The organism is Nocardioides sp. J9, from assembly GCF_007829375.1.
In the GTDB taxonomy this organism is placed as follows: Bacteria; Actinomycetota; Actinomycetes; order Propionibacteriales; family Nocardioidaceae; genus Nocardioides.
In genome coordinates, this window is the sequence record NZ_VLJQ01000052.1 from 39,106 (window position 1) to 53,856 (window position 14,751).

At 72.8% G+C, this 14,751-nt stretch carries 15 protein-coding genes and 1 pseudogene; 7 read left to right on the forward strand and 9 right to left on the reverse strand.

Translation table 11 applies throughout. From position 1 onward, the window contains the following. Positions 1 to 13 precede the first annotated feature (13 nt). The 3 genes and pseudogenes from L615_RS04730 to L615_RS04740 form a co-directional block, all read right to left on the reverse strand. Positions 14 to 865 (reverse strand): biotin-dependent carboxyltransferase family protein, encoded by an 852-nt coding sequence (locus L615_RS04730; protein WP_145724300.1) that lies wholly within the window; start codon positions 863 to 865, stop codon positions 14 to 16. Further along, positions 862 to 1,496 (reverse strand): annotated as a pseudogene (locus L615_RS04735) (allophanate hydrolase subunit 1). The gene L615_RS04730 and the pseudogene L615_RS04735 overlap by 4 nt, the downstream one beginning before the upstream one ends. Next, positions 1,493 to 2,254 (reverse strand): LamB/YcsF family protein, encoded by a 762-nt coding sequence (locus L615_RS04740; RefSeq protein WP_232221722.1) that lies wholly within the window; start codon positions 2,252 to 2,254, stop codon positions 1,493 to 1,495. Before L615_RS04740 ends, L615_RS04735 begins: the two are co-directional and overlap by 4 nt. 180 nt (positions 2,255 to 2,434) lie before the next feature. On the opposite strand from L615_RS04740, the gene ccrA reads away from it, so the two are divergent. The 3 genes from ccrA (at position 2,435) to L615_RS04755 (ending at position 6,374) form a co-directional block, all read left to right on the forward strand. After that, the gene (gene ccrA, locus L615_RS04745; protein WP_028655158.1) at positions 2,435 to 3,775 is read left to right on the forward strand and encodes a crotonyl-CoA carboxylase/reductase; all 1,341 of its coding nucleotides are present in this window, start codon (positions 2,435 to 2,437) and stop codon (positions 3,773 to 3,775) included. 170 nt (positions 3,776 to 3,945) lie between these two features. After that, entirely contained in the window at positions 3,946 to 5,202 is a 1,257-nt protein-coding gene (locus L615_RS04750; protein WP_145724301.1) for a hypothetical protein, read from the forward strand. Next, positions 5,199 to 6,374, forward strand: a complete 1,176-nt coding sequence (locus L615_RS04755) for an AI-2E family transporter (RefSeq protein WP_232221721.1) — start codon at positions 5,199 to 5,201, stop codon at positions 6,372 to 6,374. The genes L615_RS04750 and L615_RS04755 overlap by 4 nt, the downstream gene beginning before the upstream one ends. 16 nt (positions 6,375 to 6,390) lie before the next feature. Here L615_RS04755 and L615_RS04760 read toward each other — a convergent pair whose 3' ends face one another. Continuing rightward, complete coding sequence (locus L615_RS04760; RefSeq protein WP_051485625.1) at positions 6,391 to 7,356, reverse strand: DMT family transporter; 966 nt, start codon at positions 7,354 to 7,356, stop codon at positions 6,391 to 6,393. 39 nt (positions 7,357 to 7,395) lie between these two features. Here L615_RS04760 and L615_RS04765 point away from each other — a divergent pair, with 39 nt between their 5' ends. Beyond that, complete coding sequence (locus L615_RS04765) at positions 7,396 to 7,944, forward strand: CGNR zinc finger domain-containing protein (RefSeq protein WP_145724302.1); 549 nt, start codon at positions 7,396 to 7,398, stop codon at positions 7,942 to 7,944. 41 nt (positions 7,945 to 7,985) lie between these two features. Further along, positions 7,986 to 9,146, forward strand: coding sequence for an endonuclease (locus L615_RS04770; RefSeq protein WP_261376557.1), 1,161 nt, complete (start codon positions 7,986 to 7,988; stop codon positions 9,144 to 9,146). A 17-nt stretch (positions 9,147 to 9,163) separates the two neighbouring features. On the opposite strand, the gene L615_RS04775 is transcribed toward L615_RS04770, so the two are convergent. The 3 genes from L615_RS04775 to L615_RS04785 all read right to left on the reverse strand — a co-directional run bounded on the left by L615_RS04775 (position 9,164) and on the right by L615_RS04785 (position 11,605). After that, on the reverse strand, positions 9,164 to 9,952 hold the full coding sequence (locus tag L615_RS04775) for an alpha/beta fold hydrolase (protein ID WP_028655155.1): 789 nt from the start codon (positions 9,950 to 9,952) through the stop codon (positions 9,164 to 9,166). A 31-nt stretch (positions 9,953 to 9,983) separates the two neighbouring features. Then, positions 9,984 to 11,150, reverse strand: coding sequence for a 3-hydroxyacyl-CoA dehydrogenase NAD-binding domain-containing protein (locus L615_RS04780; protein ID WP_028655154.1), 1,167 nt, complete (start codon positions 11,148 to 11,150; stop codon positions 9,984 to 9,986). A gap of 107 nt (positions 11,151 to 11,257) precedes the next feature. Continuing rightward, the gene (locus L615_RS04785; protein WP_198020158.1) at positions 11,258 to 11,605 is read right to left on the reverse strand and encodes a DUF167 domain-containing protein; all 348 of its coding nucleotides are present in this window, start codon (positions 11,603 to 11,605) and stop codon (positions 11,258 to 11,260) included. 25 nt (positions 11,606 to 11,630) lie between these two features. Here L615_RS04785 and nucS point away from each other — a divergent pair, with 25 nt between their 5' ends. Continuing rightward, complete coding sequence (gene nucS / locus L615_RS04790) at positions 11,631 to 12,329, forward strand: endonuclease NucS (protein ID WP_028655153.1); 699 nt, start codon at positions 11,631 to 11,633, stop codon at positions 12,327 to 12,329. A gap of 12 nt (positions 12,330 to 12,341) precedes the next feature. Here nucS and L615_RS04795 read toward each other — a convergent pair whose 3' ends face one another. Beyond that, complete coding sequence (locus L615_RS04795; protein ID WP_051485624.1) at positions 12,342 to 13,538, reverse strand: LCP family protein; 1,197 nt, start codon at positions 13,536 to 13,538, stop codon at positions 12,342 to 12,344. Between the two features lie 50 nt (positions 13,539 to 13,588). Between L615_RS04795 and L615_RS04800 the strand changes: the two genes are divergently transcribed. Then, positions 13,589 to 14,191, forward strand: coding sequence for a DUF952 domain-containing protein (locus tag L615_RS04800; RefSeq protein ID WP_145724303.1), 603 nt, complete (start codon positions 13,589 to 13,591; stop codon positions 14,189 to 14,191). Position 14,192: 1 nt separating this feature from the next. Here L615_RS04800 and L615_RS04805 read toward each other — a convergent pair whose 3' ends face one another. Next, positions 14,193 to 14,717, reverse strand: a complete 525-nt coding sequence (locus L615_RS04805; protein WP_028655152.1) for a ferritin — start codon at positions 14,715 to 14,717, stop codon at positions 14,193 to 14,195. Positions 14,718 to 14,751 lie beyond the last annotated feature (34 nt).

A 14,751-nucleotide genomic window follows, 5' to 3' on the forward strand; every position in this document is an offset into this window, starting at 1 on the left:
GCGCTGCCGCTGGTCACGCCCAGCGGAGGCGGACCTCCTCGCCCGGCCGCAGCTGGGCGAGGCGGTCCGCGTCGGCGTCCACGACCACCCCCACGACCGGGTAGCCACCGGTGACCGGGTGGTCGGGGCCGAACACCACGGGGTGACCGTCCGGCGGGAGCTGGACCGCCCCCCGCAGCGCGCCCTCGCTGGGCAGCTCCCCCTTCCCCGGCACGACGGCCAGCGGGTCGCCCTCGAGCCGCAGCCCGACCCGGTCGCTGGCCGCGCCGACCCGCCACGTGCGGGAGACGAGGGCGTCCGGGTCGACCGCCCAGTCGTCGCGGGGGCCTCGCACGACCCGCACCACCGGCCGGTCGTCGTACGACGCGGGCGGGACGGCATCGACCAGCATGTCCCCCGCGACCGCGTCCCCCACCGGCAGCCGGKCGCCCGGCCGCACCGGCTCCGGGCCCAGCCCTGCGAGGGTGTCGCGCGAGCGCGACCCCAGCAGCGGCGGCACGTCGATCCCGCCGCGCACGGACAGGTAGCTGCGCAGCCCCGACGGCGGCGTCCCCAGGCGCAGCCGCTGCCCGGGCCGCAGCGCGACGACCGCGCCCGTCGGCTCCGCCCGCCCGTCGACGGTCAACGGGGCCGGCGCCCCGGTGACGCAGGCCCAGACCACGCCGGTCGCCTCGGCCTCGAGCCCGCCGAGCACCACCTCCAGGGCCGCCGCGTCGTCGGCGTTGCCGAGCAACCGCCTCCCCAGCGCGTACGACGACCGGTCGGCCGCGCCCGCGACGCCGACGCCGATCGCGGCGTGGCCGGGCCGGCCGGCGTCCTGCACGAGGCAGGGTCCCCCGACGGCGTGGACCACCAGCGCGCTCACCGGGCCTCGAACCTCACCCTCAGGCCGGCCGCGAGCAGTGCCGGCGGGTCGCGGTCGAGGTCCCACAGCACCACGTCGGTGCGCCCCACCAGCTGCCAGCCGCCGGGCGAGGCGCGCGGGTAGACCCCGCTGAACTCCCCGGCGAGGCCGACCGCCCCGGCGGGCACGGTGGTGCCGGGTCGCCGCCGACGAGGTAGGCGAAGCCCGGCGCGAAGCCGCCGAACGCCACTGTCCACGGCGTCCCGGTGTGCGCGGCCACCACCCCGTCCTCCCCCAGCCCGGTCAGCTCCCCGACCTCGGCCAGGTCCGGGCCGTCGTACACGACCGGGATGGTGACCTCCTGATGCACCGGCTGCTGCGTCGGCTGCTGCGTCGACTGCGATAGTCCCTGACGAAAAGCACCGTCCGCCGGCGTGTCGCGGTGCTTCTCGTCAGGGACTACCGCCCGAAGCCGCTCGAGGGGCACCCCGCGGCGGGCGACCAGCAGGACGGTGCGGGCGCCGGGAACGACGTCGTCGAGCAGGGCGGTGGCGGCGGGGTCGGCGCGGAGGGCGGCCGCGGTGGCCACCGCCTCGCTGGTGTCGGCGAGCTCGAGCAGGAGCCCGCGGTCGCCGTACGGGAGGACCCTCATCCGAACGCCGCGACCGGGACCGAGGCGGCCTCCAGCGCGGCCCGCACCGCGGCCGCGAGGGCGGGCGCGCCGGGCGAGTCGCCGTGGACGCACAGCGACCGGACCTCGCCGGAGGTGGCGAGCCGGACGGCCTGCTCGGCGGCCGCGGCCGGGTCGGTGAGCACCGCGCCCGGCTCCGAGCGCGGCACCAGGCCGCCGTCGGGGAGGTAGGCCCGGTCGGCGAAGCCCTCGCCGACGGCCTCGAGGCCTGCGGCGCGGACGGTGTCGAGGAAGGGCGAGCCGGCCAGCCCGAGCACCGGCAGTCCGCCGAAGGCCTGCACCGCGCGGACCACCGCCTCCGCCTGGGCCGGGTGCTGCGACACCGCGTGGTAGAGCGCGCCGTGCGGCTTGAGGTAGGCGACCCGGGTGCCGGCCGCACGGGCGATCGCGTCGAGCGCGCCGAGCTGGTAGAGCACGTCGGCCTCGAGCTCGGCGGGCGGCACGTCGACGAAGCGGCGGCCGAACCCCGCGAGGTCGCGGTAGCCGACCTGGGCCCCGACCACGACGCCGTGGGTGGAGGCGAGCTCGCAGGTGCGGCGCAGCGCGAGGGGGTCCCCGGCGTGGAAGCCGCACGCGACGTTGGCGCTGCTCAGGTGCGGCAGGAGGGCCTCGTCGTCGCCGAGCTGCCAGCGCCCGAACGACTCCCCCACGTCGGCGTTGAGGTCCACGCCGCTCGATGGCGTGCCAGACGTGGACGGGCGACCCGGATGCGACGTCACGGCCCTATGGTGGCCCATCAGGAGCGCCGCCGAGCCCAGGACGGTGCAGGCGCCGCGGTGAGATGCCCGTCACGGAACCGCCATGATGTGGTTACCGATGGGTAATGTTCGCGGCGGCCGTATTGCCACCTGAGCCGCCCCGTTCCGGGGCCGCCACCAGATCCCAGGGAGACGACGACCGTGCAGCACATCCTCGATGCGATCCAGGCCGAAGACACCTCGTCGGAGGACTTCGCCAACCTCGAGCTTCCCGAGTCCTACCGCGCCGTGACGGTGCACAAGGACGAGGTCGACATGTTCGAGGGCGTTCCCTCGAAGGAGAAGGACCCGCGCAAGTCCCTGCACGTCGACGAGGTAGCGCTGCCCGAGCTCGGCCCGGGCGAGGCGTTCGTGGCCGTCATGGCCTCCGCGATCAACTACAACACCGTGTGGACCTCGATCTTCGAGCCCGTCTCCACCTTCGGCTTCCTCGAGCGCTACGGCCGCGAGTCCGAGCTCGGCGCCCGGCACAACCTGCCCTACCACGTCGTCGGCTCCGACCTGTCCGGCGTCGTGCTCAAGGTCGGCCCCGGCGTGACCAAGTGGAAGCCGGGCGACCGCGTCGTCGCCCACTGCCTCTCCGTCGAGCTCGAGGCCCCCGACGGCCACAACGACACGATGCTCGACCCCTCGCAGCGCATCTGGGGCTTCGAGACCAACTTCGGCGGCCTCGCCGACGTCGCGATGGTCAAGGCCAACCAGCTCATGCCCAAGCCCGAGCACCTCACCTGGGAGGAGGCCGCCTCCCCCGGCCTGGTGAACTGCACCGCCTACCGCCAGCTCGTCTCGGCCAACGGCGGCAACATGAAGCAGGGCGACAACGTCCTGATCTGGGGCGCCTCCGGCGGCCTCGGCGGCTTCGCCACCCAGTACGCCCTCAACGGCGGCGCGAACCCGATCTGCGTGGTCTCCAACGAGGAGAAGGCCCAGATCGTGCGCAACATGGGCGCCGACAAGGTGATCAACCGCTCCGAGATGGACTTCAAGTTCTGGAACGAGGACGGCACCAAGCAGAACCCCAAGGAGTGGCAGCGCCTGGGCAAGGCGATCCGCGAGCTCACCGGCGGCGAGGACATCGACATCGTCTTCGAGCACCCGGGCCGTGAGACCTTCGGCGCCTCGGTCTACGTCACCCGCAAGGGCGGCACGATCACCACCTGTGCGTCGACCTCGGGCTACATGCACGAGTACGACAACCGCTACCTGTGGATGAACCTCAAGAAGATCATCTCCAGCCACTTCGCCAACTACCGCGAGTCGTGGGAGGCCAACCGCCTCATCGCGCAGGGCAAGATCCACCCGACCCTGTCGAAGACCTACACCCTCGAGGAGACCGGCCAGGCCGCCCTCGACGTGCACCACAACAAGCACCAGGGCAAGGTCGGCGTCCTGTGCCTGGCCCCGCAGGAGGGCCTCGGCGTGAAGGACACCGAGCTCCGCGAGCAGCACATCGACAAGATCAACCTGTTCCGCGGCATCTGAGTCCACCGCCGCAGGACGACCCGGGAGGCCGGCGCAGCACGCGCCGGCCTCCCGCGATTTTTGCCGCTCCCCCGGGCGGGCCGGGCTGGGAAACCTCAGGTCCATCGGGGATCATGGGGGCCGAGCATCCCCCCACCACCACGCACCACGAGCCAGGAGGCTCCGTCCCCATGAGCGACCAGGGTCTGTCCATCTTCGACGACGAGCCCAGCACCCCCGAGGAGTCCACGCCTGTGACGACCAAGTCCGCCGACGAGGAGCCGACCCAGGTCATCCCGGCGACCCGTGAGACGCCGGCAGCCCGCCCCCCGGCCGCCGCCTCCGACCGACCGACCCCCAGCCAGCCCGACCGCGCCGCCGCGACCTCGCCCCGGCCGGCGAGCTCGCGCAGCGCGCACGCAGCGTCCCCGCGCCCGGTCGGCTTCACCGCGCCGGCCGGCGGCCTGCCGATCGTGCGCAAGGGCGGTTACGACCGCGACGCCGTCGACGCCCAGATCCGCCAGCTCTCCTCGGAGAAGGCGACCCTGGGCGCCAGCCTCGCCGAGTCCGAGCAGCGCGTGATCGAGCTCGAGCAGGAGCTGGCCAAGGTCAAGGCCGAGCTCGCCGAGATGGACAACCCGTCGTACGCCGGGCTCGGCGGCCGCGCCAGCGCGATGCTGCGCCTCGCCGAGGAGGAGGCCGCGGAGATCCGCGCCACCGCGGAGGCCGACGCCACCGAGATCCGCGAGCAGGCGACCCGCGACGCCAAGGCGATCCGCGCCGAGGCGACCCGCGAGGCCGACGACATGCGTGCCGTCCAGCTGCGCGAGCTGGAGGAGAACCGCACCCGCCTGCTCGCCGACGCCGAGCAGGAGCGCACCCTGGCCCGCGCCGAGTCCGAGGACACCCTCGCCGCGGCGAAGCGCGAGGCCGACCAGGTCCGCCTCGCCGCCCAGCAGGAGGCCTCGGAGCTGCGCAGCCAGGCCCAGCGCGAGATCGAGCAGGCCCGCGCGGCCGTCGACCGCGAGGTCCAGGAGGCCCGCCGGGCCCTGGCCGTGGAGAAGGAGCGCCTCGCCCGCGAGGCCACCGACCACCACAACAGCGCCGTCGCCGAGACCCGCCGCCTCGTCGAGGAGGCCGAGCAGCGCGCCGCGGCCGCCGAGGCCCGCCGCACCGAGGCCAGCAAGCAGGCCGCCGAGACGCGTGCGGCCGCGCAGTCGGAGTCCGAGGGCGTGCTCGCGCGGGCCCGCCGCGAGGCCGAGCAGATCGTCGCGTCGGCCAAGGCCCAGGCCGAGGCGATCACCGCGTCGAGCAACTCCGAGGTCGAGCGTGAGATCGCCGCCCGCCGCGCCGAGCTCGACCGGCTCACCAAGCGCCGGGCCTCCATCACCGCCCAGCTCTCCTCGCTCGCCGACCTGGTCGCCGGCTTCGGCGAGGACGAGAGTTGAGCCACCCCGACGACACTGCGACCGGCCACCCCGACGACCTCGACACCGAGGTCGACGGGGTGGCCGAGCACGGTGGGGTCGATCCCGCCGCGCCGACCGCCGGCGACGGCGAGGAGGCGACGTACGGCCAGATCGGCGAGCCCTTCGACCGGCGCTCGCCCTTCTACTACGGCTTCGTCGGGGCGCTCGGCGCGCTGAGCGCGTGGTGGCTCTTCCAGGCCGTCGCAGGCATCGGCTCGGTGCTGATGCTCGTCGTCGTCTCGTTCTTCCTCGCTGCGGGCCTCAACCCCGCGGTGGAGTTCCTCCAGCGCCGCGGCCTGCGCCGCTCGATCGCGGTCACCACGGTGATCGTGATGGCGCTGGGCACGGTCGCGCTGTTCGTGGTCGCGATCGTGCCGGTGATCACCGACCAGGTGCAGTCGATCACCAGCAACGCGCCCGGCTGGCTGGACCAGCTCCAGGAGAACAAGCGGATCCAGGAGCTGAACCGCGAGTACGACATCATCGACAAGCTCAAGGAGAAGATCACCGACGAGAACTTCGTCACCGCGCTCTTCGGTGGCGCCCTCGGCTTCGGGCTGAAGATCGTCTCGGCGCTCTTCAACCTCTTCGTGATCGTCGTCCTGACGCTCTACTTCCTCGCGTCGCTGAAGACCACCACTCACGCGATCTACCGCCTCGCGCCGGCCTCGCGCCGCGACCGGGTCACCCGGCTCGGCGACAAGGTGATCAGCAACATCGGCGGCTACGTCTCCGGGGCGTTCATCGTGGCCCTCTGCGCCGGCCTGACGTCGCTGGTGTTCTTGTGGTTCACCCCGATCGGGGAGTACGCCGTCGCCCTGGCCTTCGTCGTCGCGGTGCTCGACGTGATCCCGATGATCGGTGCCACCCTGGGCGCCGTCGTGGTGAGCGCGATCGCGTTCGCCACCGACTTCAAGACCGGCATCGCCTGCGTCATCTTCTACGTGGTCTACCAGCAGTTCGAGAACTACGTGATCTACCCGCGGGTGATGAGCAAGTCGGTCGACCTGCCGGGCGCGGTCATCGTGATCGCCGCCCTGGTCGGCACCGCCCTGCTCGGGGTGGTCGGCGCCCTGCTCGCGATCCCCGCTGCGGCGGCGGTGCTGCTGGTCGTGCGCGAGGTCGTGGTGAAGCGGCAGGACCTGCGCTAGCCGGTCAGGCGGCCGGTCAGGTGAGCACCGGCTCCTCGTGCTCGACCGTGCGCTCGCCCAGCTTCACGCCGACGACACCGGCGAGGATGAGCACGCCGCCCAGCAGCTGCACGACGCCGGGGAGCTGGCCGAGCAGCACCCACGCCCACAGCACGGCCAGCACGACCTCGCTCAGCGCGACGAACGACGCCAGGCGCGAGCCGAGGCGCCGGATCGCGGCGATGCCGGTGCCGTAGGCCAGCGCGGCGGTGACCAGGCCGAGGGCGAGGACGGCCACCCACGGCGCGACCTCGACGCCGGCGTACTCCACGTGGGTGGAGGCCGACGCGACCGGCATCAGGCCCACCAGTCCCAGCAGGCCCAGGAAGAGGCCGCCCACGACGAGGCCGCCCGTGGCCAGCGCCATCGGCGGCAGCCCGCTGCGGTCGTCGGCGGAGATGATGAAGTACGCCGCCGCCCCGACCATCGCGCCCAGCGCCCACGCCGCACCGACCAGGTCGAAGTCGGCGCCCGAGAACAGGTCGAGGACCAGCAGCAGGCCGATGGCCGCGACGACCGCACCGCCGATCGTCAGCGCGCCGGGGCGCTCGCCGTGGGCCAGCCACATCCACAGCACGACGGCCGCTGGGGCGGTGTACTCGATGAGCAGCGCCGGCCCGACCTCCATGGTCCGCACCGCGGAGAAGTAGCAGAACTGGGCGCCGGCGACGGCCAGGACGCCGTAGAGGACGACGGTCGGCAGCGCCGGCCGGAGCAGGCCCCACCGCCCGCGCATCGCGCGCAGTCCGAGCGGCAGCACGGCGAGGGCACCGACGGCGATGCGCAGCAGGACGATGCCACCCGCGCTCCAGCCGCTGTCGAGGAGCGGCCGGGCGAAGGCGCCGGAGAGCCCAAAGGTGGCGGCGGAGACGAGCGCCAGGGCCAGTCCGGCTCCGGCGCCCCGGCGGCCCAGCCCCGAGGTGTCACGAGTCAACGTCGCCATGACTCATGACGATAGGCGGCGGTGCAGTAACCTGTCAAAGTGGTCTTCACCCATGACACCGCCGTGTCCCTCCAGGCAGCCGTCACGCTGGTCAACTCCGACCTCGAGCCGGTCGGCCTGACCACGCCCGCCGAGCTCGGCGACTTCTACGCCGACTTCGGCTACACCGGCCGCCACGACGGCGACCAGGCCGAGGTCGACCAGGTCCGCGCCGTGATCCCCCGGCTGCGCGCGCTGCTCACCGCCGACCGCGACGAGGCGGTGCGGCTCCTCAACGAGATGCTCCGCGAGGCCCGCGCCCTCCCCCAGCTCCGGCGGCACGACGGCCTCGACTGGCACCTGCACGCGATCGACGCCGACCGGCCGCTGGCGGAGCGGATCGTGGTGGAGACCGCGATGGCGATGATCGACGTGGTCCGCGCCGACGAGATGTCCCGGCTGTCGACCTGCGCCGACGCGACCTGCGAGGGCATCGTCCTCGACCTGTCGCGCAACCGTTCCCGCCGGTTCTGCTCCACGACCTGCGGCAACCGCAACGCCGTCGCGGCCTACCGGGCCCGCCAGGCCGAGGAGGCTGCCGAGGGCTGACCTCTGGCGGTGCGGGCCGCGGCGGGTGGAGGATCCCTGTCATGACTCGCATGCTCGGGATGCGACGTCGCCGCACCGGCGCGCTCGCCCTCACCCTCGTCGCCCTCCCGCTCGCCCTCGCGCTGCTCGTCGCGCCCCGACCAGCGGTGTCGACCGCGGCGGCACCGATCAGCGTCAGCCAGGCCGTCGCCCGGCAGGACGGCTCGGTCGCCACCGTGCGCGGGTACGTCGTCGGGCAGCCGACCGCGACCACGACCGTCGTCACCAGCGGCTTCCCCAGCGACTACGCGATCGCGCTGGCCGACTCCCCCGGCACCACCGCGACCAGCCAGATGGTCTACGTGCAGGTCCCCTCGGCCTTCCGCTCCGGCTTCGGCCTGCGGTCGAACCCGTCGCTGCTCGGCAAGCAGGTCGACGTGACCGGCCGGCTCACGGCGTACTTCTCCCACGCCGGCCTCAAGGACGGCACCGCGTTCAGCGTGGTCGGCGGACCCGGGGGCGGCACCACCGACCCGGGCGTCCCCGCGGGCTACTACGACGCCGCCGCCGGCAAGACCGGCAGCGCCCTGGCCGCCGCGCTGCACGACATCATCGACGGCCACACCACGCTCAGCTACAGCCAGGTCTGGGAGGCGCTCGAGGTGACCGACGCCGACCCGGCGAGCTCCGCGAACGTCATCGAGTTCTACTCGGGGCGCTCGGTGCCGAAGAGCTCGAACGGCGGCGACCCCGACGACTGGAACCGCGAGCACACCTGGCCGCAGAGCCACGGCGGCTTCGGGACCAGCGCCGGCCCCGGCACCGACCTGCACCACCTGCGCCCCGAGGACGTGACGGTCAACTCCACCCGCGGCAACAAGGACTTCGACAACGGCGGGTCCGCGGTCGCGCAGTGCCCGGGGTGCTTCACCGACGCCGACTCCTTCGAGCCGCGCGACGCCGTCAAGGGCGACGTGGCACGCGGCCTGATGTACATGGCGGTGCGCTACGAGGGCGGCGACGGCTTCGCCGACCTCGAGCTCAACAACAGCACCAACGGCTCCACGCCCTACCTCGGCAAGATCTCGGTGCTGTTGGCCTGGCACGCAGCCGACCCCGTGTCGGCGGCCGAGCGCGCCCGCAACGACCGCATCCACGCCGACTACCAGGGCAACCGCAACCCGTTCGTCGACCACCCAGAGTACGCCGAGGCGATCTGGTAGGCCGCCGGGCGCGGCGCTCAGTCGCCGAGGAAGCGGCGCAGCACCTCGAGGAAGAGCTCGGGGCGCTCGGAGTGCAGCCAGTGGCCGGTGTCCTTGAGGGTGACCTTCCGGTTCCGCGGGAACCAGCGGTCCATCGCCTCGTCGTACTCCGGCCGGACGTAGCCGGACCGGGCGCCGGCCAGCCACAGCACCGGGCCGTCGTACGGCGGCAGGTCGGCCAGCTGCTCCTCGGGCCACGTGCTGATGACGTCGAGGTCGCGCTGCAGCACCTCGAGGTTGACCTGCCAGCTCCAGCCCTGGGGTGCCTCGGGGTCGCGGCGGAGGTTCTGCAGCAGGAAGGAGCGCACGGTCGCGTCCGGGACGGCCGGTTCGAGCAGCCGGTCGGCGTCGGAGCGGCGCTGGACCCGGCCCAGGTCCATGCCGCGCATCGCGTCGAAGTAGCCGGGGAACTCCCGGCCCTCGGGGTAGGTCACCGGCGAGATGTCGGCGACGCACAGCCGCTCGACCAGGTCGGGCCGGCGCAGCGCGAGGACCATGGCGACCTTGCCGCCCAGCGAGTGCCCGACGAGGGTGACGGGGTCGCCGCCGTCCGCGAGGACCTCGGCGACCTGGTCGGCCGCCTCGAGGAAGTCGAAGCGCTCCGACCACGGCGACCGGCCGTGGTGGGGCAGGTCGACGAGCTGCACCCGGTGCTGCCCGGCGAGCTGCTTGGCGACCTGGGTCCAGTTCTTCCCCTGGCCGAAGAGGCCGTGCAGGAACACCACACGGCTCCCGGCAGAGCCGAGAGCCGTGTGGTGAAGAGTCACGCGGGCACCCTATCGGGCACCACGGCGGGCCTCAGTAGGTGTGGAAGCCCTTGCCGGTCTTGCGGCCGAGCTCGCCGGCGGTGACCTTGTCCTCGAGGGTCTTCGCGGGGGCGAAGCCGGGCTCGCCGAACTCGCCGTGCAGCTCCTTCTGGATCGCCAGCGACACGTCGTTGCCGACCACGTCGAGCAGCTCGAAGGGACCCATCGGGAAGCCGGCGGTCTCCTTGATGGCGGCGTCGATGGTCGCCAGCTCCTCGCCGGACTCCGCCAGCTTCACGGCGTCGTTGAGGTAGGGGAAGAGCAGCAGGTTCACGATGAAGCCCGCGCGGTCGCCGGCGGAGACGCCGACCTTGCCGACCTTGGCGGTCAGCGCGCGGACGGTCTCGTCGACCTCGGCGGACGTCGCGGACGTGGTGATCACCTCGACCAGCTTCATGACCGGGGCCGGGTTGAAGAAGTGCATGCCGATGACGTCCTGCGGGCGGCCGGTGGCCTCGCCCAGCTTCGTGATCGGCAGCGACGAGGTCGTCGTGGCCAGGATGGCGCCCGGCTTGACGATCTTGTCCAGGTCCCGGAAGAGCTCGAGCTTGACCTCGAGGTCCTCGGCGATCGCCTCGACGACGATGTCGACGTCGGCGAGCGCGTCGCGCTCGAGGGCGCCGGTCAGGCGGCCGAGCAGGGCCTCCTTGTCGGCCTCGGTGCCCTTGCCCTTGGCGATCGCGCGGTCGAGGTTCTTGGTGATGTAGCCGACGACCCCGTCGAGCTTGTCCTGGCTGCGGCCGACGAAGACCACGTCGTAGCCGGCCTGCGCGAAGACCTGGACGATGCCCGAGGCCATCGTGCCGGTGCCGACCACGCCGACCCGGGTGATGTCGTGCTTGAGCTCGGGCGCGGCGCCGGCGCCGGCGGCCGCGGCCTCGTCGGCGAAGGTGCGGCCGTCGGCCGCCAGCTTCTCGAGCAGGTCCGCGGGCTGGTGCAGGTGGTCACCGGTCTCCGCGTAGCGGGCGGCGAGGCGGTCCCGGACCTCCGCGGCGCCGATCTCGTCCACGACGGTCAGCGGGCCCTTGGGGTAGCCGCAGCCGAAGCGCATGGCGGCGTCGATGTCGGCCACCGAGGCGTAGCCCGACTCGTAGGTGCGCACCGCATGGTTGAGGTACGGCAGCACCAGCGTGTTGAAGATCTGCTCGTTCGAGGTCATGCGCCGGATTCTGGCAGTCACCGGGGTCCAGTTCTACCCGTCGGTAACAATGTGGACACATCGAGACAGAGGTCACACCGCCGGCGCGCGCCTGCCCGCCGCCCGGCTCAGCGCCGGCGCTGCGAGGTGTCGACCCGGAGCAGCTTGGACCGCGAGGCCTGGCCCCGGACCAGCTCGACGGCCGAGCGGGGCACGCCCAGCTCCTTCGCCAGCCAGCGCACCAGCTCGTCGTTGGCGCGACCGTCCACGGGCGGCGAGGCCAGGCGGACCTTCAGCTCGGCACCGTCGGGCCCGGTCGGACCTGCCGCGCCGGTGCGCGAGGCGCCGGGCTGCACCCGCACCGAGAGCAGCCAGGTCGTCGTACCGGCGGGGTCGGCACCGGGGTGGGCACCGGGGTCGGCACCGGGTTCGGCACCGTCAGGACGCCACCACGGCTGCTGGGGCTCGATCTCCACGGGGCTGAGGGTATGTTGCTGCCCCGTGAGACTCGTCGTGGCGCGCTGCCAGGTGGACTACGCAGGGCGGTTGACCGCCCACCTGCCGATGGCGACGCGGGTCCTGATGCTCAAGGCCGACGGCTCGGTGCTGGTGCACTCCGACGGCGGCTCCTACAAGCCGCTGAACTGGATGTCGCCGCCGTGCACGGTGCGCGAGGGCACCACCGAGGACGGCAAGGTCGAGTGGACGGTCACCGCGCGGGCGCCGAAGGGACAGACCCCCGACACCCTGCGGATCCTCGTCGACGAGATCCTCCACGACAGCGAGCACGACCTCGGCATCGACCCGGGCCTGCAGAAGGACGGCGTCGAGAAGCACCTGCAGGAGCTTCTGGCCGAGCACCCCGCGACCCTCGCCGCCGGCCTGACCCTCGTCCGCCGCGAGTTCCCGACCGCGATCGGGCCGGTCGACCTGATGTGCCGCGACGGCGACGGGCTCAGCGTGGCGGTCGAGATCAAGCGGCGCGGCGAGATCGACGGCGTCGAGCAGCTCACCCGCTACCTCGAGCTGCTCAACCGCGACCCGCTGCTCACCAGCAAGGGACAGGTTCGCGGGATCTTCGCCGCCCAGGAGATCAAGCCGCAGGCCCGCGTCCTCGCCGAGGACCGTGGCATCACCTGCGCCGTCGTGGACTACGACGCGCTGCGCGGCATCGACAACGTCGAGGACCGGCTGTTCTGAACACCTGCAGGATCAACAGAGGCCGGGCGAGGCGGGCGGCTCGTCTGGCGTCCGGCTGTCCCCGCCGTCGGCGCCTGCTGGCCCTGAGGCGTCCGGGGTCCGGCTCGCGCCCCCGGAGGCGTCCGCACCCGACCCGGGAGTGCCGGCTGCGCGGCCACCGGCCGCACTGATCGCCTCGTCGAGGAACTCCGGCGTCAGCCGCTGGTCGTTGCGCACCAGCTCCCACAGCCGGTCGACGGCGTCGGTCCACTCCACGCGACCCTCCTGGGTCGTGGAGTACTCCCAGGGCGTGGTGACGAAGGAGATGTTGCCCAGCCCGATGCCCTGGAAGGAGCGGGCCAGGTCGGCGATCTGGGCGACGTTCTCGAAGTTGGTCGTCAGCGAGTCGGTGGTCGCGTTGACGAAGCCGACCAGCCGGTCCGGGCGGGCCAGCATCTGCGCTCGCATGGCCTCCTCGACCATCGAGGCCATGAACGCCTGCTGGCGCTTGATCCGCTGCGGGTCGGTGCCGTCGCCGCCGACGACGCCCTTGCGGACCCGGACGTAGCTGAGCGCCTCGTTGCCGCGGATCTCCCGGGTCCCGGCACGCAGGGTGATGCCGGCCTCCTCGTCCACGATGTCCTCGGGGATGCAGACCTCCACGCCGTCGAGCGCGTCCACCATCCCCTTGAAGCCGGCGAAGTCGACCACGACGTACTTGTGCGTGCGGATGCCGGTCACCTGCTCGAACTGCTGGATGGTGCACGCCGGTCCGCCGACCGCGTAGGCCTCGTTCCACATCGCGCCCGGCTTCGCCGACAGCACGGTGCCGTCGTCGAGCGTGCACTCGGGCCGGTCGACGAGCGTGTCGCGCGGGATGGAGATGCCGTAGGCGAAGCTGCGATCCGCCGAGAGGTGGAACAGCACGGTCGTGTCCGACCCGCCGCCACCCTCGCCGTCGATCCGGTTGCCCTTGCCGTCGCGGGTGTCGTCACCCATCACCAGGATGTTGACCTGCCCCTCGACGGCGTCGTCGGGCCGGTCGGAGAGCAGCGCGTCGAGGTCGCGGACATCGAGGTTGCCGTTCCAGTTCGCGTAGACCCACACCACCCCCACGCCGGTGAGCAGCCCGAGCGCGGCCAGCGTCGCCACGATCACCCGCGCGACCGTGCGACCGGGCTGGGCGGCCTTGCGCCTGCCGCGGCCCGCGCCTGCCGCACCGGAGCTCATGCCCACCACCGTAGGGAACATGGCAAGGGGCTGCTGGCAAGATCGCCGTCATGGCCACGATCTTCCACATCGCGCTCGCCTCGGAGTGGGCCGCAGCCCGGGAGGCCGGCGTCTACACGACGTCGACGCTCGGGCGGTCGCTGGCCGAGGAGGGATTCATCCACGCCAGCCGCGCGGACCAGTGGACGGGGGTGCGCGACCGGTTCTACGCCGACGTGTCCGAGCCGCTGGTGCTGCTGCAGGTCGACACCGACCTGCTCGACGTACCCGTCGTCGACGAGCCGCCGGCCCCCGGCGTCGAGGAGACCTTCCCGCACATCTACGGCCGGTTGCCCGTCACGGCGGTGGTCCGGGCGATCCCGCTCTCCCCGGGCGCGCCCGCGGCTGCGCCGGAACCGGCTGCGCCCGCGCGTCCTGCCGCCCAGTCGGGCCCGGCTGCCGGCGGCGACAGCTTCTCGAAGGTGTTCCTGCTCGAGATGTACTTCAACGCTGCCGTGGCGAGCGTGGCGATCCTGCTCAGCGCGCTGGGGATTGCGATCGGCGTGGCGATCGGCGGCGACCGGGCGCCGGGCATCGGCGGGCTGGTCGGCCTCGCGGTCGGCGTGCTGGTGGCGGTCCGGGTCTACCGGCGCCGCCACCCGCGGGTGGCCTGACTCAGGCGCCGGCGACCGGCGGGGCGGTCGGGTCCTCGCCCTCGCCGCCCTGCTCGCGCGCGACCCACTCCTCGATCGCGTTGATGTCGTCCTTGCTGCGCGTCACCACGGCGAGCAGGTCGTTCATCGTCGCGACCTCCTCGACCTGCTCCTTGATGAACCACTGCATGAACTGCTCGGAGGCGAAGTCGCACTCCTCGCGCGCGATGCGCAGCAGGCCGTAGATCTGCTCGGTGACCCGCTTCTCCTGCTCCAGCGCCAGGGCGATCGGTGCGACGACGTCCTCGAACGACGAGACCGGCGCCTCCACACCGGGGATGGCGACCTCGGCGTCGGTGTCGAGCAGGTACTTGACCATCATCATCGCGTGCTCGCGCTCCTCGAGCGCCTGCGCGTAGAAGAAGCCCGCCATCTGCGGCATGGTCAGGGAGTCGTAGTAGACGGCGCACGCGAGGTACTGGTTGTGCGCGGCGAACTCGTTGCCGATCTGGACGTTGAGCTGGTCGGCGAAGCGGGTGGCGGCCATGGCCGTCACCCTATCGAGGCGGGTGCGGCGGCCC